Origin of the sequence: Desulfosarcina widdelii (assembly GCF_009688965.1) — a bacterium.
GTDB lineage: Bacteria > Desulfobacterota > Desulfobacteria > Desulfobacterales > Desulfosarcinaceae > Desulfosarcina > Desulfosarcina widdelii.
In genome coordinates this window covers 256,343-280,713 of sequence record NZ_AP021875.1, presented here as the reverse complement: position 1 = coordinate 280,713, position 24,371 = coordinate 256,343, and the positions used below count along the sequence as shown (strand labels likewise).

Genomic DNA, 24,371 nt, shown 5'->3' with positions numbered 1-24,371 from the left:
CGTCATCGCCTTACGCGATCAGGGTAACAACATCCCTAAAAAGTGCTGCAGACCGAAACCGAAAGGATGGACGATGGAGCACGAGGAGATTCTTCACCGCTGTTTTCGATGTGGATTCTGCAAGCTGCCCTCCGATTACGGAAGCTTCACTTGCCCGGCTTATCTCAAATACCGTTTTGAATCCTTTTCTCCCGGCGGCCGCATGTGGCTGACCCGCGCCTGGCTTTCCGGCCAGGTCCAGACCGATGCACGCTTGCAGGAAATTTTTTTCTCCTGCGCCACGTGCGGCAGCTGTGTCGAGCACTGTATTTTCGACAAGTTCAGGGAGTCGATCCTCGAAGCGTTCATCGCGGCCAAGGCAGAAATGGTCGACCAGGGCACCGTGCCGCCGCCGGTGCGCGATTACCTCACCCGCCTGTTGGACCACAATAACCCCTACAAGATCAGTCAAAAGAAGCGGGGCGACTGGGCCGCGGAATTGGGCGTCAAGCCTTACACGGCCGACACGGAGGTTCTTTTTTACGTCGGCGACGTGGGGTCGTTCGACCATCGGGGGATGGAAATCGCCCGCTCGGTGGCCGGGCTGCTGCAAAAACTCGGCGTTTCCTTCGGCATCCTTGGACCCGCCGAAGGTTCGGACGGCAACGATGCCAGAGCCCTTGGAGAATTCGCACTGTTCGAGCACCTGGCCAAACGCAACATCGAGGCCTTCCAGCAGGCCGGCGTGGAAAAAATCGTCACCCTTTCCCCCCACGGTTACAACGCCTTTAAGAACATTTACCCGCAGTGGAGTGGGCATTTCAGCGTGCGCCACTACACGCACCTGCTCGCCGAAATTCTACCGGCCGACAAACGCCTTTACAAGGCGGCTTCCCGGAGCGTGCGCAGGGTGACCTTTCACGATCCGTGCTACCTGGGCCGGCACAACAAGGAATTCGACACGGCGCGCAGCATCCTCGACCGCCTGCCCGACATCGAGCGGGTGGAGATGCCGCGCAATCGGGCGGACAGCCTCTGCTGCGGCGGCGGGGGCGGCAACTTCTTCACCGACCTGGTTTGCAGCGGACCGGACACCTCGGCCGCCGCACGCGTCGAGGAGGCCGCGGACACCGGCGCGCAGGTTCTCGTCACCGCCTGCCCGATCTGCACGGTGATGCTCGAAGATGCCGTCAAGGCCCGGAACCTGGAGCAGCGCCTCGAAGTACGCGAACTGTCGGAACTGGTGGCAGAAGCCTTGGGGTAATGATGCACGAAAATGAACGTCGAACATCGAATAATGCATGCGGTCATTTTATTTATTTTTTAAAATCTTGATGATTTCATAAAAAGTCGGAAATCGCAAGTTGGCGTCATTCCGGCGTATGCCGGAATCCAGTCATTTCAATACCTTCTGGATACCGGATCAAGCCCGGCATAACGTGACTGGGACGTTTTGCGGGATGGTCAAACCTTGCTTTACAAATGGCAACAATGGCTCGGGAATTTTTTTTGTTGAACGACGAAGCGAAGTGCTCTCTGCATTGGACGTTCGATGTTCGCTGTTCGACGTTCAAAAACCATTTGCCGATTGAATGCCTCGCCGAACCGGTCTGAAAAACTTGGGTCGCTTGGGCATATCCCGAGGTTTAATGTACCGTAATTCTTGATGATGGTTATGGGGGCCATATGCCGATAAGGGATGCACTGGTTGATATCGTGGGAGTGGACCGGGTGTCGAACGACCCGGCGGAGTTGTTTATCTATTCGCGGGATTCCGGGGCCCAGCCGCCGGGACGGGCCGATTTCGTCGTCTTGCCGAAAACAGCGGAGGAAATCAGCGCGATCCTGCGGTTGGCCAACCGCGAGAAGATTCCCGTCACGCCGGTGGGCGCGGGCCTGACCCTTTCCGGCATCGTGGTGCCGGAGCGCGGGGGGATCGTGTTGGACATGAAGCGGATGGACCGCATCCTGGAAGTCGATGAACTCAACCGCTATGTAGTCATCGAAGCCGGGGTCTCCCAGGGAGCCCTGCAGGCGTACCTGAAAAAGCACCACCCACGCTTTCAGCACTCCACTCCGGAGGCGCCGCCCACCGCCACGGTGACGGCAAACGCCCTGATCCACGGCCACGGCCACATCTCGCCGCGCTACGGAATCAATTCGGACATGATCGCCGGCATGGAAGTGGTGCTGCCCAGCGGAGAGATTGCCCGGATCGGCGCCTGCGCCCTTAAGGGAAAATGGTTTTCCCGGGGACCGCTTCCGGACCTGGCCGGCCTGTTCGTCGGCTGGTACGGCACCACCGGCATCGTGACCCGAATTTCCCTGAAACTGTTTCCCAAGCCCGGATTCCGCCAGGTCATCGTATTTAAGACCGACGACATCGATCTGCTGCCCGAAGCCATCGCCGAAATCATGTACCTGGACATGGCGGAAGATTTTTTCCTCATCATGCAGGAAAAGCCGGACTGGATGAACCACGCCTTTCTCGTGGTGATCCTCTCCGGGCATTTCGAAGAGGAGCTGGAATTCAAGAAAACGGCTTACAAGCGCCTGTTTTCCGATTTCAAGGGGGGCGAGTGCATCTCGTTTGTCTCCGACCTCCATCCAGCCCTGGAGAAACGCTTTTTGGATGTGCCGCCGCTGGCCGCCCTGGCCGCTGATTTTCGCAAGGGCGGCGGGTTCCAGTATACCGGGGCCATCCTGCCCGTCGACCAGGTGCCGGCCGCCTGGCGCAAGGGCATCGAGATCTCCCACCGGTACGGCATGGTCTGCTCCTATGTGCACCAGGTGCTCATGGGAAACAGCATCATGTTCGGGTTCAACTATTCCTTCAACCGTGCGGATGAAGCGGATATCGAAAAAGCGCGCATGGCGCTGGAGGAATCCAACCGGGCCACCCTCGATCTCGGCGGTATGATCTGGAAGGGGGAGAAGTCGGCCCAGAAGATGGTGCTGGCGAAAATGGAGCCCAACACCGCCGCCCTCATCCGGCGCGTCCAGGAATTCCTCGATCCCAACCGGATCATGAACCCGGGCAAATGGGAGGTCTGACAAACTTTCAAGCCGGGTAAAAAAGACCTTAACCGGCAAAATCGCGGCCGTAAGGATGCCGGAGAACATGCCGCCAGGCAAATGATCGCCGAGTTTTGACAAATCACCGGTCTACGGCTATTCTTGAATTGTGCAGGCCGGAGATTCAGCAGTCTCGCCAGCCCTGAAATGAACCCGCGCCCGCCGTAGTTAGAACCTTCACACCAAGGAGGTACGCCATGACAAAGCCGCTCATCCTCTTGCCGGTTGACGGGTCGGAACATGCATTGCGGGCGGCGGAGTATTCCGTCAAGATCGCCACGATGATGAATGCCCGCCTGTTCCTGCTTCATTGCCACCGTCCCTTTCCGGTGAAACTGGGAGACCCCTACTTTCAAAAGGCCATCGATAAGATCATGCAGCAGTCCGCCGAACGGTTGGCGCCTTTCCGCTCGCTGCTGGACCAGAAAGGGGCCGATTATACCGAACTGATCCTGGAGGGACCCGCGGGAGAAAAAATCTGTGAAGTGGCCCGCATCGAAAAAAGCGAAATGATTGTCATGGGTTCCCGGGGCCGATCGAACCTTACCGGGCTCTTCTTGGGCAGCGTGGCCCACCGGGTGCTGCACCAGGCGCCCTGCCCGGTGCTCATCGTCCGATGAATCAAAGTAAGAAGCCGTCAAAATAGAGAATTGTGTTCATGGCCAGAGGCGAACAGTTAAGCCGTCAGTGGAAGATGATTCACACACTGCTTGCATCCCGTCTGGGCAAAAGCGCCTCCGAGCTTGCCGAGGAGCTGGGATGCACCCGTAGAACAGTCTACCGGGACCTGGAAGCCCTGCAGGCCGGCGGATTTCCCATCGCGACCGAAACTCGGGACAATCGCAGCTACTGGACCGTTCTCAACGCCGGACGTCAGCAGGTGCCCATGGCGTTCAGCACGGCGGAACTCATGGCCCTGTACTTCGGCAAGGAGATGCTGCAAACCTACCGCGGAACCGTTTTTTACGACGCCATCGCCTCCTTGATTTCCAAAATCAAAGCGACTCTGCCCCCCGGATACATCGATTTTCTGGATCGTCTTCAAGACCGGGTGGACGCGGGCCCGGCGCCCCGCAAAGACTACACACGCTTCGGCCCAATGATTACCGATCTCAACACGGCAATCCTCGACGAAAAAAAGATCGACATGGTCTACTTCTCCATGGGCAGGCAGGCCGAAACGCACCGCACGGTCCATCCCTATCGCCTGCGCCATGTGGAGGAAACCCTCTACCTGATCGGCTATTGCGAGTTGCGCGAGCAGGTGCGCACCTTTGCCGTGGACCGCATCGAAAGCGTGACCGTAACCGGCGAAGGCTTTCGGATGCCCGGAGATTTTGATCTGCAGGGATTTCTGGAAGACAGCTTCGGCATCTTTCAGGGGCCGCCGGAAACGGTAAAAATCCGTTTCAGCCCCAAGGTGGCCGGCTACATTCGCGAACGCATCTGGCACAAAAGCCAGCAACTGACCGATGCCGACGACGGCGGGGTGATCTTTACGGCCACCGTGGCCGGCACCGAGGAAATCAGCCACTGGGTCCTGCGCTGGGGCGCCGAGGCCAGGGTGCTGGACCCGCCGGCCCTGCGCCGCATCGTGGGCCGCCATGCAGCGGCCATGGCCGAGCACTACCGAAAAAATCCGGACTGAGAACATGAATGAGAATTCTCGTGACGGCCGTGGCGATTTGAATGCCACTGCTCACCAGAACCGGACGTCCTTTTCCCATGACCATCGTTTTTCAACACACGGAAACAAAAAACCGATGCAGGATCTCAAGATTGCCCTGATACAGGCGGAGCTGGCATGGGAAGACCCCATTGCCAACCTGGAGCGTTTTTACGAACGTATCGCCCGGATTTCCGACGACGTTCACCTCATCGTTTTGCCGGAGATGTTCTCGACGGGTTTTTCCATGCAGCCCTCCGGACTGGCCCAGCCCATGGACGGGCCGGCGGTCGCCTGGATGCAGGAGCGTGCGCAGGAGTTTCAGGCGGATATCGCCGGCAGCCTGATGGTGGAGGAGCAGGGCCATTTTTACAACCGTCTCATCTGGACCAAACCCGATGGCAAGGTCGCCACGTATGACAAAAAACATCTCTTTCGCTATGCCGGCGAGGAGAAGGTGTATACGGCCGGAAGGAATCACCTGACGGTGACCTGTCAAGGATGGAAAATTCGCCCCTTTGTCTGCTACGATCTTCGTTTTCCCATCTGGACCCGCAATATTGACAGCGCTTACGATGCGGCCATTTTCGTGGCCAACTGGCCCGAACGGCGCGCTCCCCACTGGAAGGCCCTGCTCAAGGCAAGGGCCATCGAAAACCAGTGCTATGTGGCCGGCGTGAACCGGGTGGGTACGGACGGTAAGGGCTATCGCTACAGCGGGGACAGCCGCATCATCGATCCCCTGGGCCGGATCGTGGACAGCAGAAGTTATGCGGAAGCGACTGTTACTGGAGTATTTTCCGTTGCGATCCTGGAAGATTATCGAAAAACGTTTCCCGCCTGGATGGACGCCGATGGCGAGATGGTAGCGGGAAAAACACCTGCCGGGGGTTAGCGGAACAGGTAGCGGCCCAATTTGCCGTAATGGTCGAGGTCGTCAAATTCCACGCCGATCATATTGGAACGAATTCGCCTTACAATGCAATCCTCTCGCACCTGGCTATGCTCCTCGTCGTCCAGGGTAAATTCCAGGGTCAACCTGCTGCCCACCTCGAATTCAGGTACGGTGTTGACCGAAAAGCGGAGTCCGGACTGGGAAATATCCAGGACCTTGATCAGTCCTTTGAGGGGAGCCTTTTTTGCGCCACGGTAGAAAAACATGCCCACCAGATTGACCGGCTTGCGGAAATGCCGCCGGCGCTCCACCAACACCCGGTAGACGTTCCCGCAACTGCACTTGCACTTGAGTCGAACCGCCGATTCGATATCGCTGAACTGGCTCAGGTCGCGGATGACCCCTTTTTCGCAGACCGGGCAGATAAACGTCCCCTGCCCCTTATCGTTGATAAAAACCCGCCGCTCTTTTTCCGCAGCCGGTTTTGTTGCCATTGTTGCCATAGAATTGAAATCCGAACCTCTATCGTTGAAAACAACTCCCGGACCTATCCAGGAATTGTCGCTTCGGCCGCTCGTAGTTTACCTCTTTTAAACCATATCGCCATTTTACCGTCGAACTTTACTCGCAAAAAAGCCGCGCAATGGGGGCAGACACCTGCCTGTCGGCGATCGATCTTTCGATATTGGATAACGAGGAGGCACCCGGGTTGCTGTGCATCAAAGGAGGGAAAGGTCCGTCAGGATCAATGGGTGCTGGTGCTCCGGGTCGCATGCCGGCCGCTTTGTTCACGGCGCTGATGAATCATTGACCGCCCGGCCCGCTGCTGTCAATACTTAATCGGCGGCCGGATGGATCAGGCCACGCCTTCGTACCCTTTGTCCGCAGGCAAGTCGGATCCGGCGGCGGCTTGCGTGGCGAGTTGGTCGCACCGCTCGTTGCCGGGATTGCCGGCATGCCCCTTGACCCAGAGGAACTGTACATCATGCCGTTCGCAAAGGGTCAGCAGGCGCTCCCACAGGTCGGGATTCAGGGCCGGGGAGCCGTTGCTCTTGCGCCAGCCGTTGCGCCGCCAGTTTTTGGCCCAGCCCTTGGTGATCCCGTCCACCACGTACCGGGAATCGCTGTACAGGGCCACGGCGGCCGGCGACCGGAACTGTTCGAGGCCGACGATGCAGGCCAGAAGCTCCATGCGATTGTTGGTGGTTCTGCGGAAGCCGCCGGATAACTCCCGGTCCCCGTTGTCGGAGGGAATGACCACGCCATACCCCCCGGGACCGGGATTTCCCAAACTGGACCCGTCGGTGTAGATGACGATTCGGTCGCCAGCGGCCGGTATAGATGCTGCGACCGATCGCGCTTTCTTTGAACGGCTTCGACCCGCGCTGCGCTTGGCAGTTGCACGACCCGCTTCCATAAACGCCTGGGCCTCCTGGCGTGTGGCAAACCCCTTGTAGATCGCTCCCTGGAATCCGAGCACCTGGACCTGAGCTCCGTCGGGACCGAACCAATCGGTATAAACACCCGTCTTTCTGCCGGCGGCAACTGCGTAATATTTTTTTTTAGCCATAATCTATCTATTGCTTTTAAAAAACCAGACAACAGCCAGTCCATAAACACAGAGAACGCCGACACTTATCAGAAAGGCGTAGAGAATGGAACCCGCCCATTGGTAAAAAAGCGGAAAAGCCAGGGCATTGGCCATGGTAACGATCAGAATGTGTACCAGCAGCGGCGGTCCTTTAAAAAATCCGGTCATTGTCCGCTTCCCTCGATTCCGCGCTTGCCGTCGGCCCGGTCCGTTCCGTGGTCGACGCCGGCCTGCAGACGGATGAAGTTGCCGCCCAGTACCGCATTTTCCACGGCCGGCGCCAACTGCAGGCGGCGGACATTTTCCAATTCCTGAAAAGGATCGCCGAAAGGAAAGTCCGATCCGAACATCAATCGCCGATGGCCGTATGATTGAATATAACTGCTGATCTCGCCCGGACCGGCAAGGGCGGTATCTGCCCAAACATTTTCCAGCTCCCATAGGCCGGCTCCGGCAATGGCCCGAAAACCACCGTTGAGCATACCCAGGTGTGGAATGATCACCGTTATCCCCTGCGCCAGTTCGCGGATGAACCGTACGGTGTTGCCAAATTCCTCTTCCAGAACTACCGGCAGACGCCTGCGCCAGATCTCGGCAAGGGCCTTCCGGCAGCGGGGATCGCCGTAGGCGTACATCGGCTCGTCGGCATGGCGATGCCACTTGATCCCGCAGTGGGCGGTTGAAAGCTGCTCGACGGCAAAGTCGTTCCAAATGAAAAAGTATGGATAAACGGTCAATTCGTCGGAATTAAACGAAAGCAGATGGGCATTGCTCTCCCTTCGGCGCCGCTGCCAGTCGGCCGTATCGGCAAAATGGGCGTCATAGCGATCATAAATTTCCTGAACCGGCGAGAAAAGGGCCACCCCGGCAATATCCGTTGCGGCGGCCTGTCGCGCATAATCCGCGAAGGACTGCGGCCAACTGCGGTCGATGATCCCGCAATGGGCATGGGCGTCGATTACCGGCGGCTGTGTCTGCATCGTCGTTCATTCCTTAAGGCTCGGCGGGTGTGCGACTTCTCGGGGTCTGAAAAACGCCTCACGCCGGATGGCTATGATCCTTTCTCAGCCAGCAGCGCATCGAGGTTGTCCATGGACATATTCGCAGAACCGGTCCATGTTGACTTGCAATAGGATCGGCCAGGAACAATTCTTTCTCCCATCAGAACACAGAAATCACAATCGCTTTTTACCCCATAACTTGGTGATCGTGCAAATTCTGGTTTCATTTCTTCAATCGGCGACTGCAATCAGGTAGGCGCCCAGAAAGATCACGACCGAGGAAACGATCCGAACGAGCCGGTTCTCTTCTTTTAGAAAGTGCCCGCCCAGAAGTACGGCGAACACGATGCTCAGTTGCCGCAGGCCGACAATGTAGCTTACCCGTTCAAGAGTAAAGGCCGCCAGGATGAGAAAGTAGCCGAAAATCGAAAGTACACCGCAAAGCAGAATCCCCGTCTTGTTGCAGTCCCACTCACGAATGAACGCTCCGCCCGACCATTTTGTATTTCCGAGATACAGGGAAAAAAGAGCCATGCTCACCCAAGGGTACAGATAGGCGAACACGACGGGGTGCATTTCTTCCACCGCGATCTTGTCGGCCAGCGAGTAGGCCGCCACCATTACCAGGGTCAACAACGCAAACCGGGTGGCGCGGTCGGACCGGACGGCGCGCATCGGCCGGATCAATTCCGCCAGGGAAAACCGATTCATTCCGATGGTGTAAACCCCGACGGCAACCAGCAGGATCCCGGCGATCCCGGTCGTACTGACCCGCTCGCCAAGAACGGCGATGGAGAACACCAAAACCAGCGCCGGTGAAGACCGCATGATGGGGTAAACCAGGGAGAGGTCTCCATTTTCCAGGGATTTTGCCAGGAACACCCAGTACAAAACGTGCAGCACCCCGGAAATGAGAATCATCTTCGAGAAGATCAGGACGCCCATCCCCTCACTTACAAGTACCCAGACAAAGACCGGTGTAAAAAAGATCAGCCCGAAGGTTTCATACCACCAGATGAAGGACTGCTTGTCGAGGGCCTTCTTGGTGAGAAAATTCCGAAGGGCATGCATGGCTGCGGACAGAAGCACCAGAAAAATTGCGGTTTCGTTCATGGCATGCGGGCAACGGGTGCTATTTCGCCCTTCCTTTCAGCTTCGTCGCATGCGTTACAACCGATGCAACCCGAATTTCAGATGCGGTTTTCCTTCATTTTCGACCAACTCCACCAGGTGCCGATGGTGGGTAAAAAACAGCACCTGGGTCTTGTCCGCCAGACCGGCCAGCACATCCAGGGTGGCCAGGGCCCGCTCGTCGTCGAAACGCAGTAAAATGTCGTCCACCACAAAGGGCAGGGGCTCGTTGTTCTCCAGGTATTGCTCCAAGCTGGCCAGGCGCAGGGCCAGGTAAAGCTGATCGGCCGTGCCGTCGCTCATGCCTTCGACGCGCACGGCCGCCTCGGTTTTCGAACGGATGCCGACCAGCACCGGACTGCCTTTGTCGTCGTAATCGGCCCGCAGCCGGCAAAAAGCGTCCCGGGTCATGCGGGCGAAAAGCTCGCTGGCCCTGGAAATCAGGGGACCCTGGTGTTTTTCGCGGTATCGTTCCACGGTGCGGGCAAGAATGATGGACGCAATTTTCAACCGGGCATATCGCTCGACATCCGACTCCAGGCCGGCCAGCAGGTGCTCGGCGTTTTCGGCATGCATGGCGGCTTTTGAACGGCCATCCATCTGTTCGAGCCGGGCTTTCAGGGCACCGATCCGCTGATCCAGCTCCGAACGCTCCTTTTCCAGGGTTTCCGTCGCTTCGGCCAACTCCTCAAGCTCGGGACCAATGCGGTCGGCATCCATGGAAGCGGCCGCGTCGATAAAGGCCTCGACGGTGACTCCGGCGCTCAATTTGCGAAGCTGCCGTTCCAGGTCGCTTCGCTCGGCAACAAGTGCTTTTCGTTCCTGCGCCCGCTTTTCCGTTGCAGCCAGCTCTTCGGCCGTCTTGCAGCGGGCCTCCTTGCACAGGGATTCGATCAACGTCCGGCACTCGAAAAGTCGCTTTTCAGCGTCTGCCAGTTCGTTCCGAGAGGCTTCCAGCCGCTCGGTGAGGCTCGAATGTCTGGAGGCATCTTTGCGCGCCCGGGTCAGCCTGCCGTTTAGCAATTCGGCGGCCCGATCCGGGGATTCATCTTGCAGATCCGGCGCCAGGGTGTCGACCAGTTCTTTCACGCGGGCGGCAAATCGGGCCGAATCCCGATCGATCCCCTCGATCCGCTTGCGCAGCACGTCGGCTTCATCGGTTTTGTTCCGAATTTCACGGATGCTTTCGATGACGGCAACGGCCTCCGTCGGGGTCGCATCGGGTCGAATGCCGAGCTTGCCAACGCTGATTTGCCAGTTTGCTTTCCATCGGGAAAACCGCTCCTCGAGATCTTCGATAACGGCTGTCCCTTCTTTCAGTTCCGCCTTGAGGCGAATCTGTTCCCGGTCGGCGGAAGCGATGGCCGATTCCAGTTCCTTCTGGGTTTTTATTTCGTGTTGGGCGGTTTGGATCATTGCGGACAGCGACGCGTTTTCGTCCCGGGTTGCACCGACATCCTCCAGGGCTCTCAACATTCCGGATCTGAGTGCCGTCAGTTGTCCGGCGAGGCTTTCCGCCTGGCTTTTCCTGGATTGCAAGTCGGCCAGTTTCTCCCGCAGTACCGCCATTTCCAAAAGCCATGCCTGCATCTCTTTGGGGGTTTGGGGCGTGATCCCTGCCGGTGCCCATTGCGCTTTCCACTCAGCTGTGAGTTCTCCGTGGTCAGACCCAGCCTTTATAAGCACAGTCGCAATGGCGGCATTTTCTTTTTCCAACTTCTCTTTTTGGGCTTCCAGCAGTCCTTTTCTGCTCACCTGGTCGGCTTCCCGCCTGAGACGATCGGAGAGACGATCTGCACGCTCAATACTGCTTTCGAAGGCATCGGGAAGATCAGATGCACCATCGAACCGATCGACGATTTCCCGGGATGATTCAGCCGATACACGCTGGCCTTCCAACTGCCGGCGAATCAACCCCCAGCCTTTGTCGCGAAACCCCCTGGCATCCTTGAGGTCCGCTTCGGTGGGCACGTTGTGGGATCGGTCGATGGCCTGAATATCGGCCCGGGTTTGCGCGATCTCTTTTTCCGCGACGGCCCTGGCCTCCCGATGTTTTTCAATACTGCGACGCAGCGCGTCGAACCGGTCCTCGAACCGGTCGACGTTCTCTTTGGATGGCAACGGCAGTGTGTCGATTTGCGCCAACGATCCATTCCAGAGGATCTGGCGCTTCAGTACGCGGTTCAGCTCGCCTTCGATCCGCTCGTTTGCGGCCTGCATCTCTTCCAGCTGCTTTTCGATGGGACCGGCCTCCCGGGCGGGCTGCAGGGCATTTTCCAGGCGGGAGACATCCACCGGTTCGGTCAGGGACCGGCGCCGCTCGGCAAGCTGACTGACGCGGGCACCGCGTTTGCGCTGCTGTTCGACTTCCGATTCCAGCCTGGCGGTCAGACGCTCGTGGTCCTTTTCCAGTTTGCGGACCTCGCCGACGATGGATGGCGGCAGCTTCAAGTTCCTGGCCGTTTCACCGGAAAGGTCGGCTCCGATTTCCTCCAGCATCTTTACGGCCTGGGCCTGCAGGGTCCGCATACGCCCTTCGAGTCCGGGCCGGTCCTGCCGGGCTTTGCGGAAGCTGCCCAACTCATGCTGCAGGGACTCGACGCTGGCGGCACTTTCAAGCAGGGTCCGATGATCCGGCAATGCGTCGATCTCCAGGACGATTTTCTCCACGGTCTCCTGCAAGCGCGCCACGTCACGGTCGGCCGGCTTCAACTCCCTTTCCGCATCACGGAGCTTGTCCCCGAAGTCATCGGCAAGATCCGGCACATCCTGGTAAACGGCCAAATCGGCATCGATCTCTTTTTTGCGGGCGATCAGCGGCAGGGCGTCCCCGATGCGCGCAAGCTTCGCCTGTTGCTGCTTATAATCGGCCAGCGCTTTTTTGACCGCATCCATCCGCTTGCGGGCATCGCGCAAATCGGCGTCGTGCGTCTTCCAGGTCTTGGGCAAAAGCAGGGCATCCTTTTCGTCCCTGCGTTCGTTTTTAATGGCCTTGATGGCCTGGTTGATGGCCGGTGTCGATCCGCTGGGTTTGAACAGCGCCCCGCAGGTCTGATCGAGTTCCTTCTGGACGTTCTGCAGACGGATCAGGCCCGCACCGGCGGCAAACAGGGCTTCGCCGACGCTGCCCTTGCCGGACATGATTTCCTCGCCGCCGCGGATCAGATCCTCGTGCCCGATGGCAAACATCTGCTCGAACATCTCGGCGCTGACACCCCCTAAAAAGGGAGCCAGGGCATCGTCTTCCAGCACAGTCTCATCATCCATTTTGCGCAGGGTCTTGGCCTGCCCTTTGCGGCGCAGAAAGGCGATCTCGTCCCCGGCGCCGTTGACCAGTCTGGCGCCAATTCTCAGTTGAGCATAGCCGTGAAGAAAATTGTCTCCGGTCCGGGCCGGAATGCCGAAGAGCATGTGCCGCAGGGCACGCAGCGCCGTGCTTTTGCCTGCCTCGTTGGGACCGAACACCAGGTGAAAATCCGGACCGGATGCAGGCAGATCAAGAGTCATATCGGTAAAGGGACCATAGGCGGCCAGCCGGATGCTTCTGATCTTCATGTGCCGGTAGCCTCCCTTTTCAGGCGTTGCGCCAGCAGGGCATGGGCTTGGATTACCAGTTCGCGGATCTGTTGCGGGTCGTCCGCCTTGATCCGCGCATCCCCCTGCCGGTAATCGGGCGGCAGCTTCTGGAAAAGCGTCGCGAGTTGCTGGCCCAAGGCCAGCAGATCGGCATCGTTTGCGGTTAACTCGTCCGTCAGGGCGCGCAACTCCAAAAGGGGACCCGGATCGGCGGCAATGCCGGCCGGAGGCCGGGTGTGGACCGTTACTTTCTCGATCCAGGCCCGGTCGCCGAAATGGGCCATAGCCGTGGACCGCACCGACTCTTTGATAGGGTCCGGATCGGCGGCAATCCGGACATGGAGGTCCGTTTCGCCGACGAATTCAACCCGGGCGACCACCGGTTTGGGATCGTGGCGATCCAGTACCGCCTCGACGGCGGCCTGGAAGCGTTCCAGGATTTCATCGACGCTGACCGCACCGCCGAGATCGACCGCCACCCGTTCCCAGCGGATCACGTCGATATCGCGGTGGACGGTCTTTGGGGATTCCCCTTCCCTGGCCGTCACCAGCACACACCCCTTGGCACCGGTTTCCCGGATATGGCGGCCTTGGATACAGCCCGGGAACGCCACCGGCGGGTCCCGGGAAACGATTTCGAACCGGTGCACATGCCCCAGCGCCCAGTAATCGTAGCCTTTGTTGACCAGGTCGTCTAGGGTGCATGGGGCATAATTTTCGTGTCCTTCGCGGCCCGTGAGACTGGTGTGCAACAGGCCGACATTGAAATACCCGGCAACCGGGTCCGGATAACCGGAAGCGAGATTGTCCGTGACGGCAGCTTTAAAGAAGCTCTGCCCGTGGATTGCCACCTTGGGCGTTTCGAGAAGCCGCGTTTCGGGTTTACGGGGTGAAAACAGGTGCACGTTGTCCGGATACGGCAGTTCGCGCGTCATCCGGCCGGCGGCATCGTGGTTGCCGGCAATGATAAACACCTTGATGTGCGCCTCGCCGAGCCGCCGCACCTGTTTGATGAGATAGAGGCCGGTGTTGTAGTCCTTCCAGTCGCCGTCGAACAGATCGCCGGCGATCAGCACGAAATCCACGGCTTCGTCGATGGCCAAGTCGACCAGATTCTCGAAGGCCCGCCGCGATGCCTGGCGGATCTCTTCGACCGGCGCCCCCTCGTAGGCTTCCAGTCGCTGCAGGGGACTGTCAAGATGAATGTCGGCGGTGTGGATGAATTTCATAACGGTGCCCTGCTTTTTTTATTTCTCACGGGAATTCACGTGGAATCCATACCACACCTCAATGGAATTGTTAACGATACTGTCACCAAAGGCCCCCGTGCGCCGATGTGGATGGCCGTGCCGAAAATAAGGTTGACACCGGGCCAATGGGCGTTACGTTGCCTTTTACCGGCAACCATATGCCGGCTGGTCAAAACGACAAACAAACGGGGGTGCCCCATGAAAGTTTGTATTTTCGGCGCTGGCGGCGTCGGCGGCTATTTCGGCGGTCGTTTGGCGCAGGCGGGCATCGATGTAACCTTCATCGCCCGGGGCGCCCACCTTGACGCCATCCTGGCCGACGGCCTGCATGTAAAAAGTATTGACGGCGATTTCGTTGTCCACCCGGCCAAGGCCACGGCCTTGCCGGAAGCGGTCGGCCCGGTGGATGTGGTCTTGTGCTGTATGAAATCCTGGCAGGTGACCGAAGCCGCAGATCAAATGCGTGCCCTGGTCGGACCGCAGACCTTGGTCATTCCCCTGCTCAACGGGGTTGAAGCCCACGATATTCTCGCCCGATCCCTGGGCGCCGAACACGTACTGCCCGGTCTTTGCAAGCTGATCACCATGATCGACAACCCGGGGCACATTCGCCACGCCGGCGCGGCTCCCTACCTGGCCTTCGGTGAAGTGGACGGACGGCTGAGCCAGCGGGCCCAACACGTGGCCCAAGTGTTCTCCGAGGCCAGGGGAGTGAGCGTGCATCTCTCCCGGAACATCATGACCCAACTCTGGCGCAAGTTCATGCTGATTGCCCCCTGGAGCGGGATCGGCGCCCTGACCCGGTCGCCGATCGGTGCGATCCGCAGCCTGCCGGAGACGCGGGCCATGCTGATGGATTCCATCCGGGAGGTTTACGACGTGGCCCGGGCCGTTGGCGTCCCGGTCGAAGAGAAAGCGATCGAAGATACCATGGCCTTCATCGATGCGCTGCCTTTCGAGGGAACCGCCTCGATGCAGCGGGACATCATGGCCGGCCGCCCTTCGGAGCTGAACGAGCAACCCGGCGCCGTTGTCCGGCACGGGGAGAAATACAACGTCCCGACGCCAGTCAACCGGTTGACCTACCACAGCCTTCTGCCCCAGGAGCACATGGCCGGAAAAAAGCTGCCTTAGAGGTGATCCGCCTCGAAAACGGCGCGTCAGGCGGATTGGATTATCGCTGATAGGTCCCGATCAGTTCCGCTTTGGAAAGCACATGCCCCTCCATGGCTTTTTCCAGGGCCGCTTTTGTCGGGCAATTCAAATCTCCTAAAACGGTATCCAGGGCATAGAGTTTGTGGAAATAGCGGTGGCGGCCGATGGGCGGACACGGTCCGCCGTATCCGGTCTTTTTCCAGTCGTTCAAACCGGGCAAGCTCCCCGGGGCAAGTTCCGCATCCCTGACATTTTCCGGCAGTGAATCGACCGTTGCCGGAAGATTGTAAAGGACCCAGTGAACCCATGTCATTCTTGGATTGGCCGGATCGGGAGCGTCAGGGTCGTCGACAATCAGCGCAAAGGTTCGGGTCCCTTCCGGGGCACCGGACCATTGCAGGGCCGGTGAGACGTTTTCTCCGTCGCAGGTAAACTTTTTGGGAATACGCTGCTGGTTTTCGAAGCTGGGGGATGAAAGTCTCATCATGGTGTTCACCTCCTGGGCATGTCCTGAAATGGCAAGGGAAAAAAGGAAAGCGGACGATAGAGCCAGGCACCGTTTTTTCATAGGCCCTCCCATCAAGTGATCGCTTTTGGTTTTGACCTGCAGAAAGATCGTCGAGCGAAGGTCGTTGCGGATGAGATTCCAACCGGGAGCTACCGGCAAGAAGCTGTCCATTTAGCTTAAATTCAGCTATACCAATCGTTACGGATCGGCACATCGTTGCTGGGAACAAAACACGTAGGGTTGCAAGATATCATATGCCAATCTTGTCGGGATGTAAAAAGGAAATCGGCCAGGGGGATGGCACCTTGCACATGTTGGTGAGCCCCCATGGATCGAGGGTCGATGCTTTGAGGGCAACGTAATGCAAAACGGCACGGATCGCTTCCGGGTTTTGATCGCCTGCGCCTTGGCCGTTTTCTGGCCCGGGTCGTTTGTTTTCGGCTTTCCCGGTATCCTGCGTCAACACTGGCAGCAGGTGTTCGAAGCCGGCGCAAGCGACGTGGGTGGAACGGTGTTTTTTATTCTGGCTGGGGCGACCTGCTTCATGTACGTTTGCGGTCTTTGGCAGGAAAAATATGGTCCAGGAAGATTGGCCGCCATCGGTTCGATCCTGTGCGGCGCCAGCACCATCGGCCTGCGGTGGGCGGCAAGCATGGCCGAAGTCAATCTTTGGGCATTTTGTGTGGGAGCGGGATCTGCCTTTATCTATCTGCCGGGACTGACCGTGGTTCAACGCTGGTTTCCCGAAAGACGCGGATTGGTTGCCGGCCTTTTCAATATGGCCTTCGGCCTGTCGGCGGCCATCATGTCCCCGGTGTTCACCTTGTTTTTGGCAAGATGGGGCTATGGGATGCTGACCGTGGCGGCAGGCACAGCGTCACTTACCATTGGACTGATCGCTTCGCGGTGGATCGGTTTTCCAGCCGCAGTTCTATCGAAGCAAGCGCCCATGGGGCGATCAAATTCCATTGGTCTTGGTCTTACGGTTGGCCAAGCCCTGAAAAGCCGCGCTTTCTGGTGCCTCTGGTTGACCTGGGTCCTGGCCGGTGCAGCCGGTGCAAGCATGTTGGTTTTGGCCACGGGATTCGGCCTGGCCCGAGGAATGGGTCTGGCCAGTGCCGTTGTTCTGCTGACGGCATTCAATTTGACAAATGGCTGCGGCCGGTTGATCAGCGGGCATTTTTCGGACCGGTTCGGTCGTTCCCGGACGATGGCGATCAGTTTTACTGCCGCCGGTATCGCCTATCTGATCATGCCCCATGCGGCGACCCCATGGGCTTGGGCCGTTATGGCGGCTGTAATCGGCTTTGCTTTCGGCACCATGTTTGCCGTTTCAGGCCCGCTGGCCGGAGATTGTTTCGGCATGTCGCACTTTGGAGCCATCTTCGGCCTTGTTTTTACCGCCTATGGATTCGTGGCCGGACCCATCGGTCCGTGGCTGAGCGGCCATCTTCTGGATCGGACCGGGGGCAATTATGTTCTTGTCTTCTCCCTGCTCGGCACCATGTATCTGTTGGCCTCCGGATTGATCCTGCTCGTTCGGCCCTGGCGGGAGTGTCGGATATAGGGAGGCGCTGTCAATGCAGGCCATAAAAAAGGCAACGTCTCTTCAAAGACGCTGCCCGTTACTGCCCGATAAGCGGTAATTATTCTTTCGCCTGCCTGATCGAAACCCTGCCTTTTAAGCTGGTGCGGTGGTGAACTCAAGCCACACGAAACCGGATATCGTAAGGGATCGTGTGAATCAGCCGGTCTGCCAGGGGGCGGAACCTGCGAATAGCGAGCAGATTCATGCTCAACTGGTAAAGCCAGCGGTAGTAAAATTGCGGCATTACTTTCACGGCTCGAAGTTCGAACAGCCTGGATTCGCTCCAGTAGTAAAGCCGGGGCCTGTTCCAGCGGCGGGACAGGCTGCGAATCGGCAGCAATATGGCTTTGGTCAGACGTTTCATTTCAGCTACCCCGCCACATCGATTCCGGGATCGCAACCCAGATTGGGATCGGGATTCTCGCACTTGAAGTTGGCTTCGCGGGTATCGACGTGTCCTTCGCTCTTGTCGTCAACGTAGTCGTGGGTTCTATTTTCAGCCATGAAATCACCTCTATTGGATAATGGTTGGTTAATCGAGTTCATTGTTCCTACTGATGCAAATATACAGCAAGTAGGGAATCAGGCAATGTGAGCCGGCTGGCTGGGTGATGATAGTTAAAAACTATCATCTGAAACGATAAACAGACAGGAATCGCGGCGACTCAAGTTTTTAGCAAATCGACCGATTTATACTTCAATCAATGCCACGGGAAGGAAAAAAAATGGCGGAGTCGATCAAAGACAAAGTGGCGGAACTGGAAAGCCACAATCGTCTACTGACCAATAACCTCGTGGATGCGGTATGGGTGATCAATGCCGGAAATTTGAAATACGAATACGTGACCCCTTCCATTTACCGGTTCAGCGGATACACCGCCGAAGAACTCATCGGCAAACCGATCACACACCGATTCGTCGAGAAGTCGCAGGTAAAAGCCCTGGTAACCATAGAAACGTCTTTGAACCAATACGAAAGCGGAGATCGCGACGGTACACGGACGCTTGAAGTCGAGATGATGCACAAAAATGGTGGAACGTACTGGGTTGAAGTCAGGGCCAAATTGATGGAAGAGCCGGGCAGTCCGCTCAAAATTGTCGGCGTTACGCGGGATATTACCCTCAGAAAAACAGCCGAACTGCAGATGGAGGAGCAGAACCGGAAATTGGCCGCCGCATTGGCGGAAAAAGACCGTCTGCTGAAAGAGATCAAGGTGCTGCGGAGCATGCTGCCGATCTGCAGCGGCTGCAGGAGAATCCGGGACGAATCCGGCAAGTGGTGGCCGCTGGATGCCTACGTCAAAGAGCACACTGATTCCGACTTTACCCACACCATCTGTCCGGACTGCAAGGATGTCTATTACCCGGACTTGAAAAAAAAATGTAACCACTGAAAATGGGATGGTTCTACAATTTCAGGAATGAAAAACGCCGTAATATTTCATTCCACCTCACTCTCTTAAAGCCCCCTGCAGTTCATTGCGCTGCGGGGGCTTTTCTCTTCCTCTTCACTCCTTTTTGCCAATGAGGTCACTACCTGTATTGATTCAGATAAGCTTTGAACTCGGCGACATTGTAAGAATCGATCACCTTTGTTTCCGTATACGTAATCTCGGAAATCCGGTTTCCTTTTATCGCTTCCAATGCCATCCGAACCCCGATGATGCCCATTTCCGCAGGCATCTGGGCAACCGTCGCAGCCAGCGTCCCTTCACCCCGCTTCTAAGCACATGCCGTGCGATTGACACCCAAGTGCCCGTTTGACATACTTGTGCGCGAAGAGTCCAAGGCAGGATTTTTCAAAGAGCCATAATTATTCAAGGTGTTCCGTTCACCTTTAAAGCGCCGAATGAAAAGGAGACGTTCATGCTCAAGGATGGCCAAAAAGGCGTCATATTGCAGCGAGATAAAAAAACCTACGGCATCGCACCCCACCTGCCGTGCGGTCTTGTCACCCCCGATATATTGGAAAAATTTGCCAAAGTGGCCCGCAAATACAATGTTCCGATATTAAAAATTACCAGTGCCGCCCGGATCGCTATGCTCGGCATCGAGGAAGAAGACGTCGATGCCATCTGGGACGAGCTGGGATTTGACAAGGGGCACGCCGTCGGTCTTTGCGTTCGCAGCGTCAAGGTCTGCCCGGGCATCGAGCATTGCCGACTGGCCAAGCAGGACAGCATCAAAATGGGCAAGAAACTCGATGAGATTTACCATGGGATGATACTGCCCAGCAAAATGAAAATGGCGGTGAGCGGCTGCAAGATCCAATGCGGCGAAAACTGCATCAAGGATCTCTCCCTTTACGGAACGAAAGACGGCTGGAACCTCCTGGTGGGTGGAATGGGTGGCATTAAGCCACGACTGGCCGATCTTCTCTTCGAGGATCTCAGTTGGGATGAGGCCCTTGGCATGGTGGCCAAAACCATCTCCTACTACAAGTCAAACTCACGCCGCTATCGAATCGGATTCATGCTTGATGAAGTTGGGATCGATGATTTCAGAAAAGGAGTCTTGTCCGCTTCATTGGAGGAATAACCCACCGGCAGCGTTATGAATGGGCAACGCTGAGATGGTTCCGCATCCAGCGTTATATGAAAATGGGTTTTGGATAATTCATTCCATGCGTGCCTTGGCGGTGCTGACGGCCTTTTCCTTATCCCTGGTAATCAGCCGCCACTTGCCTTCCTTCGAGTGGATGCCCGCCTTTTTGTCCTGCCCCTTGCACAGATACCAGTGCCCGAAGCATTCGACCTTGGCGTAAGGGTGGTTCTTGGTACACAGCACCCCGCAGGGGTTGTCTTCTTCAAAGAAAACGGTTTCATCCGCGACCATGTCGTAGGCGATCTCCGCAGGCAGTTCGATCTGGGAGACATCGACCTTTTCCTTGACCTTTTCGTCGAGCCATTCGGATACGTTCATTATTGTTCACCATTTAGATTGTTTCTTTGCTTCTAAAGCAGAACATATAAGCATGTCAATTGGTTAGTTTGAAGCAATCGTGCTTTCGGCCCTTTGGCCATATGGTTGTCACAAAATTGCTTTGCTGGTTCTTTTTTCAATATCAAGCCCATGCTGTTTGATGGTTTCATCGGTGATATTTTCGGCTGGTCTGAAATCGGGCTTGGTTAGAGACTCACGACGGTCGGCCTGAAGGGACCCAAGGAAGCTGGCTCTCTGGTCAATTTCCTCCTCGCTGAGGGCGCTCTGACGGTTGATACGAACCTCTTCCTCTTCGTCCAATGAATCCTTGATGAATCCTCTGATAATTTCATTGATTTTAGCTTCGTCGAGTTCAGTCATATCGTAATTATCTCAAAATCTTATGCGTATTTTCCTAAACAGTTGCTGCACTCTGCCTTCAATCAGTCTGGCCTTGAAGTGTGCCTCTCCAGTGTACCCGGTTCGAAGAGATGCGCGAAGCTCCTTTTTGCCGATGCACGACTGAAGGTCAAGCGGGACTTTCATCCTGAATGAATAGCAACCGCGTCTTTGCGTTCGCATGAGATAGGATGCGGAATAGATGGGCATGGGGTCGGCCTCCTTTGTCATTGCCCTGGTGTACCACTGAAGTGTACCACCTGGGTGTACCACCCGACCTTTTGAAGGGATTTTAAGGAGGCCCCAAAGAAAAAACCCGCTGATTTCTCAGCGGGTTATCTTTACTTTTGGTGCCGAAGGGGAGACTCGAACTCCCACTGGGGAACCCCAACTAGACCCTGAACCTTGAATTTTTACCCATTGACTTACTTCTTTTTACCATGTATAGTTCTAATATCATTAAAAATACAGTAGCATCAGTATAAAGAAGTAAACGTAGGTAGAATGAGAAAAAATAAGGGGTGTTTTCAGCCAATTGTTGACTAAACGTTGACCAGGATTTTTTTTGGGGATAGGTTCGGGGTCGCTCCCCGAGCTGAACGGCCAGTTTCCCGGCTGGCCTCTCCCCAATCCTCTCCAAGCCGGGCCCACCACGGGAGGTGGAGGATGAGTTTCTCTGATTGGATCAAAGGCGAAGACGTTGTCGATCTGGACCTGTTGAAAGAAAAGTACCATTTTGCTGTCCAGCTTTTCACCGGCACAATAACTACGGTTTTAGCCCATCAAGATTCCGTAGGAACCAATCAATTCAAGAAAGATCCATCTAAAAAAACAATTCAAAAGGTGGAAGAACTCAGCCTGAAGACTTGGGAAGTGGCCGAAGAGCATGGAGTCACGCTCCTTGGAGAGTTGTTGTCTGGCAGGATAGATCTTACAGCAAAAACTTTTAATGCGCCGGGATATCTCCCCTCCCTGTCGGCATCAATCGCTATGTTTTATCTGGAGGCTACGCGGCTGAAGGGGAAAAATATAAATACCCACCTGATTTCCATGGTTGACCTGGCCCTCGCCAAAGTTGCCTATTCGACCGCAATATTCGACGCCGGCACCCATTTAGGTGCTGAGAAAATTAATTTCACCAAAGAGCGCACTGGCCTGGGCACAAAGGGGAAGAGGGACAGGCGGGCACCGGTTCACCAGGCGATAGTTGAGACGTACTTCAAAATTGAAGGAAAGAAGCAACTGAAAAATTATCCACTTGCCAGAAGAATAAGGGTACATCTCCCCTTACCCGAGGAAAAAAGACCCACACTTGAGACGATTGTTCGACATTTGAGGGAGGAAAGGCTGGTCAAATAATCCGAAAACGTAACGTGTTCGGAAGAAAAAATTAAAGTTATCCGAATACGTTACGTTTTCGGATAAAAAAGTAAATACAGGGGTTTACAACCATTTTATTGCGTGTAATGGTGGGAAGCACAGTCGGAATGTGCTTCCCACTTTTTTTTTATACAGCAATCAGTGGAGGGAGTTGTGGATAAAGAAATGAGTTTCAACGATGAGAATTTGGTGCCCGACACCGAGGCTTCCGTAATTCTTAACGTCGCCGTACAGACGGTTCGAAACTGGCGGCATAAGGGCGCGGGGCCGGCATATCACAAGTTCGGGCGGGCTGTTCGTTACCGGATTCGAGATCTTCGCGAATATATCCGCCAGAACCGGGTCGAACCGACCAACTGATCGCCATAGCTTTACCCAGCGGGAGCGCAAAAAAAATGCTGGGAATGCTCAACCTAAAAAATTCGACGGCCGGCGGCGAGAGACCACATCACGCCAACTCAGCACAAGGAGACGATATGGCCATCGAAATCACGCAACACGATATCCAACCAAAACTTGCAGCTCTTCGCTCCAGGGCTGCAAAATTTCTTCTTTACTTCATTCCCGACCTTGTCATCGAGAGGTGGCTTCCCGAAACTGCTGGCCGATACAGGGTAGTTGATACGCTACTATGGTGGTTCGACGGAGGTTCTCAATGATGGCGGCCAAACGATCCGCAATTGACACGAACGCGATTGCCGAGTCACTGAAAGCCGCACTCCCGGACCCCCGTGAACACATCGAAATCCGCCAGCGGAAAACCGGTGGAGAAGTGGCCGGTCCCTGTCCCAAATGCGGCGGAGAGGATCGCTTTTTCATCCGGTCCGATGACAGCTTTATGTGTCGTCAATGTGGGCTCAAAGGTGGCGACCGAATCTCCTTTTTCCAGCACTTTTATAATACGGACTTTATAGGGCTGGCCGACCGCTATCTGGACGTAAAGACGATTCAAAAGCGTGAGAAAGCCCGGCGGCTCGACAAAAACATCGTTAAAAAATACCCGTACCATGACGAAGATGGGAGGCTCCTTTTTTCCGTCATTCGATACGAGGAGCCCGGCAGGGAAAAAACCTTCAGCCAATGGGCCAGCTCGGATCAGCGGAACATGAAGGGAGTCCGCCGTGTGATTTTCAACCTACCGGCGGTAATGGCTACCGATAAAGTTCTGATTGTCGAGGGCGAAAAAGATGCGACCAAGCTCAACGCCATGGGCATGACCGCCACCACCTCGCCGATGGGCTCATCCAACTGGAAACCGGAATACGCCGAATATCTAAAGGGCAAGCATCTTGCTATCCTGCCGGATAACGACGCGCCTGGTAAGACATACTTGAATGCGGTTTTGAAAAGCCTTGATGGCGTAGCTGCAAGCGTCCGCGTTGTGCGAGTACCGGTCGGAAAGGATGTCTCCGATTGGATACAGGCTGGCGCTGCCGTTGAGCAAATTCGCGACTTGATCAATCAAACGCCGGTTTATGACTTCAAGGAAAAAACCGCCGGGATATGTGTGCCGTCCAAGGCAACACTTGAGATATCTAGCTCCGAATGGGCCGACGCAAAACTTACACCTAAGCGCCCAGGCACATTAAACCGATCATTGCCATGGCTTACTATACCGGGATGCGTAAGGGCGAAATCCTGGGCCTCCGGTGGCACCAAGTATCCAAAAAACAACGGTTCATAAAATTGACTGACAAGGATACCAAGGACGAAGAGCCCCGTCTGATTCCCATAGTCTCCCCTCTTCTGGAAGTCCTGAAATCGATTCCAAGGGCAATCCATGATGATCATGTGTTCCTTTACCGTGGTGAGCCTTTGCGGGATGCCCGTGACGGTTTTATGGCTGCCTGCCAAGCTGCGGGCGTACCCTATGGCCGTAATACGCCGAACGGGATCACCTTTCACGATCTGAGGCACACAGCTAACACGAACATGCGCCGGGCCGGTGTGGCCGAGTCGGTTATTATGAGGATCACCGGGCACAGCACAAGGGAGATGTTCGACCGATATAATACAGTTGATCGGGACGATGCCGTGAAGGCTGGCAGGGATCTTGAGGTGTTTTTACGAAATGTTGACCAAAGCGTTGACCAGGCCAAGAAAAAAGGGGTTGCGGCAAATGGTGAGAATGTCGTAACCCCTTGTTTTTATTATGGTGCCGAAGGGGAGACTCGAACTCCCACAGGGGAACCCCTACTAGACCCTGAACCTAGCGCGTCTACCAATTCCGCCACTTCGGCACGTTTCAGCCTGAT

26 protein-coding genes, 1 tRNA gene and 2 pseudogenes are annotated in these 24,371 nt (G+C 56.1%); 15 read left to right on the top strand and 14 right to left on the bottom strand.

Annotation, left to right across the window (positions count from 1 at the left end):
• Positions 1-73 precede the first annotated feature (73 nt).
• The 5 genes from GN111_RS01355 to GN111_RS01335 all read left to right on the top strand — a co-directional run bounded on the left by GN111_RS01355 (position 74) and on the right by GN111_RS01335 (position 5,615).
• A complete protein-coding gene (locus GN111_RS01355; RefSeq protein WP_155302025.1) occupies positions 74-1,243 on the top strand; it encodes a (Fe-S)-binding protein in 1,170 nt (389 codons plus the stop codon).
• A gap of 422 nt (positions 1,244-1,665) precedes the next feature.
• Entirely contained in the window at positions 1,666-3,033 is a 1,368-nt protein-coding gene (locus GN111_RS01350) for an FAD-binding oxidoreductase (RefSeq protein WP_155302024.1), read from the top strand.
• A 218-nt stretch (positions 3,034-3,251) separates the two neighbouring features.
• Positions 3,252-3,674 carry a universal stress protein gene (locus GN111_RS01345; protein ID WP_155302023.1) on the top strand — a complete coding sequence of 141 codons (423 nt, stop codon included), beginning with the start codon at positions 3,252-3,254 and terminating at the stop codon, positions 3,672-3,674.
• 38 nt (positions 3,675-3,712) lie between these two features.
• A complete protein-coding gene (locus tag GN111_RS01340; RefSeq protein WP_155302022.1) occupies positions 3,713-4,702 on the top strand; it encodes a helix-turn-helix transcriptional regulator in 990 nt (329 codons plus the stop codon).
• A gap of 115 nt (positions 4,703-4,817) precedes the next feature.
• Positions 4,818-5,615 (top strand): amidohydrolase, encoded by a 798-nt coding sequence (locus GN111_RS01335; protein WP_155302021.1) that lies wholly within the window; start codon positions 4,818-4,820, stop codon positions 5,613-5,615.
• Here GN111_RS01335 and GN111_RS01330 read toward each other — a convergent pair.
• The 7 genes from GN111_RS01330 to GN111_RS01300 form a co-directional block, all read right to left on the bottom strand.
• Entirely contained in the window at positions 5,612-6,109 is a 498-nt protein-coding gene (locus GN111_RS01330) for a PilZ domain-containing protein (RefSeq protein ID WP_170302075.1), read from the bottom strand. The two genes, GN111_RS01335 and GN111_RS01330, sit on opposite strands and share 4 nt — an antisense overlap.
• Positions 6,110-6,471: 362 nt before the next feature.
• On the bottom strand, positions 6,472-7,185 hold the full coding sequence (gene rnhA, locus GN111_RS01325; protein WP_155302019.1) for a ribonuclease HI: 714 nt from the start codon (positions 7,183-7,185) through the stop codon (positions 6,472-6,474).
• Between the two features lie 3 nt (positions 7,186-7,188).
• A complete protein-coding gene (locus GN111_RS01320) occupies positions 7,189-7,374 on the bottom strand; it encodes a hypothetical protein (protein WP_155302018.1) in 186 nt (61 codons plus the stop codon).
• A complete protein-coding gene (locus GN111_RS01315) occupies positions 7,371-8,186 on the bottom strand; it encodes an amidohydrolase family protein (protein ID WP_155302017.1) in 816 nt (271 codons plus the stop codon). The genes GN111_RS01320 and GN111_RS01315 overlap by 4 nt, the downstream gene beginning before the upstream one ends.
• A 252-nt stretch (positions 8,187-8,438) precedes the next feature.
• On the bottom strand, positions 8,439-9,320 hold the full coding sequence (locus GN111_RS01310; RefSeq protein ID WP_155302016.1) for a DMT family transporter: 882 nt from the start codon (positions 9,318-9,320) through the stop codon (positions 8,439-8,441).
• Positions 9,321-9,374: 54 nt separating this feature from the next.
• Positions 9,375-12,893: a YhaN family protein gene (locus GN111_RS01305; protein WP_155302015.1), complete on the bottom strand. Its 3,519-nt coding sequence runs from the start codon at positions 12,891-12,893 to the stop codon at positions 9,375-9,377.
• On the bottom strand, positions 12,890-14,143 hold the full coding sequence (locus GN111_RS01300) for a metallophosphoesterase family protein (protein ID WP_155302014.1): 1,254 nt from the start codon (positions 14,141-14,143) through the stop codon (positions 12,890-12,892). The genes GN111_RS01305 and GN111_RS01300 overlap by 4 nt, the downstream gene beginning before the upstream one ends.
• 219 nt (positions 14,144-14,362) lie before the next feature.
• Between GN111_RS01300 and GN111_RS01295 the strand changes: the two genes are divergently transcribed.
• Positions 14,363-15,298, top strand: a complete 936-nt coding sequence (locus GN111_RS01295; protein ID WP_155302013.1) for a 2-dehydropantoate 2-reductase — start codon at positions 14,363-14,365, stop codon at positions 15,296-15,298.
• Between the two features lie 40 nt (positions 15,299-15,338).
• Here GN111_RS01295 and GN111_RS01290 read toward each other — a convergent pair whose 3' ends face one another.
• On the bottom strand, positions 15,339-15,806 hold the full coding sequence (locus GN111_RS01290) for a YbhB/YbcL family Raf kinase inhibitor-like protein (RefSeq protein ID WP_197740479.1): 468 nt from the start codon (positions 15,804-15,806) through the stop codon (positions 15,339-15,341).
• 382 nt (positions 15,807-16,188) lie between these two features.
• Here GN111_RS01290 and GN111_RS01285 point away from each other — a divergent pair, with 382 nt between their 5' ends.
• Positions 16,189-17,394 carry an MFS transporter gene (locus GN111_RS01285; protein WP_155302012.1) on the top strand — a complete coding sequence of 402 codons (1,206 nt, stop codon included), beginning with the start codon at positions 16,189-16,191 and terminating at the stop codon, positions 17,392-17,394.
• A gap of 136 nt (positions 17,395-17,530) precedes the next feature.
• Here the strand turns inward: GN111_RS01285 and GN111_RS01280 are convergent, their stop codons facing one another.
• Positions 17,531-17,779 (bottom strand): hypothetical protein, encoded by a 249-nt coding sequence (locus tag GN111_RS01280; RefSeq protein ID WP_155302011.1) that lies wholly within the window; start codon positions 17,777-17,779, stop codon positions 17,531-17,533.
• 5 nt (positions 17,780-17,784) lie between these two features.
• A complete protein-coding gene (locus GN111_RS34115) occupies positions 17,785-17,919 on the bottom strand; it encodes a hypothetical protein (protein WP_269433809.1) in 135 nt (44 codons plus the stop codon).
• Positions 17,920-18,140: 221 nt separating this feature from the next.
• Here GN111_RS34115 and GN111_RS01275 point away from each other — a divergent pair, with 221 nt between their 5' ends.
• Positions 18,141-18,809, top strand: a complete 669-nt coding sequence (locus GN111_RS01275; protein WP_170302074.1) for a PAS domain-containing protein — start codon at positions 18,141-18,143, stop codon at positions 18,807-18,809.
• Between the two features lie 472 nt (positions 18,810-19,281).
• Positions 19,282-19,953: a ferredoxin-like domain-containing protein gene (locus GN111_RS01270; RefSeq protein WP_155302009.1), complete on the top strand. Its 672-nt coding sequence runs from the start codon at positions 19,282-19,284 to the stop codon at positions 19,951-19,953.
• Between the two features lie 78 nt (positions 19,954-20,031).
• Here the strand turns inward: GN111_RS01270 and GN111_RS01265 are convergent, their stop codons facing one another.
• From GN111_RS01265 to GN111_RS34320, 3 genes are all read right to left on the bottom strand, one after another.
• On the bottom strand, positions 20,032-20,337 hold the full coding sequence (locus GN111_RS01265) for a hypothetical protein (RefSeq protein WP_155302008.1): 306 nt from the start codon (positions 20,335-20,337) through the stop codon (positions 20,032-20,034).
• 108 nt (positions 20,338-20,445) lie between these two features.
• Complete coding sequence (locus tag GN111_RS01260; protein ID WP_155302007.1) at positions 20,446-20,718, bottom strand: hypothetical protein; 273 nt, start codon at positions 20,716-20,718, stop codon at positions 20,446-20,448.
• 12 nt (positions 20,719-20,730) lie between these two features.
• Positions 20,731-20,919 carry a DUF6538 domain-containing protein gene (locus tag GN111_RS34320; RefSeq protein WP_353740198.1) on the bottom strand — a complete coding sequence of 63 codons (189 nt, stop codon included), beginning with the start codon at positions 20,917-20,919 and terminating at the stop codon, positions 20,731-20,733.
• 483 nt (positions 20,920-21,402) lie between these two features.
• Here GN111_RS34320 and GN111_RS01255 point away from each other — a divergent pair, with 483 nt between their 5' ends.
• The 6 genes and pseudogenes from GN111_RS01255 to GN111_RS01235 all read left to right on the top strand — a co-directional run.
• Positions 21,403-22,095 carry a hypothetical protein gene (locus GN111_RS01255; protein ID WP_155302006.1) on the top strand — a complete coding sequence of 231 codons (693 nt, stop codon included), beginning with the start codon at positions 21,403-21,405 and terminating at the stop codon, positions 22,093-22,095.
• 174 nt (positions 22,096-22,269) lie between these two features.
• A complete protein-coding gene (locus GN111_RS01250) occupies positions 22,270-22,476 on the top strand; it encodes a helix-turn-helix domain-containing protein (RefSeq protein ID WP_231715641.1) in 207 nt (68 codons plus the stop codon).
• Between the two features lie 116 nt (positions 22,477-22,592).
• Complete coding sequence (locus GN111_RS01245; protein ID WP_155302005.1) at positions 22,593-22,775, top strand: hypothetical protein; 183 nt, start codon at positions 22,593-22,595, stop codon at positions 22,773-22,775.
• Positions 22,748-22,942, top strand: a pseudogene (locus GN111_RS33785) (hypothetical protein); the annotation flags it as partial. The gene GN111_RS01245 and the pseudogene GN111_RS33785, both read left to right, overlap by 28 nt.
• Positions 22,943-23,239: 297 nt before the next feature.
• Positions 23,240-23,800, top strand: a complete 561-nt coding sequence (locus tag GN111_RS33780; protein ID WP_231715836.1) for a toprim domain-containing protein — start codon at positions 23,240-23,242, stop codon at positions 23,798-23,800.
• A pseudogene (locus GN111_RS01235) lies at positions 23,719-24,078 on the top strand (site-specific integrase); the annotation flags it as partial. The gene GN111_RS33780 and the pseudogene GN111_RS01235, both read left to right, overlap by 82 nt.
• A gap of 191 nt (positions 24,079-24,269) precedes the next feature.
• Here GN111_RS01235 and GN111_RS01230 read toward each other — a convergent pair.
• Positions 24,270-24,356 (bottom strand) — tRNA-Leu (locus tag GN111_RS01230).
• Positions 24,357-24,371: the final 15 nt, after the last annotated feature.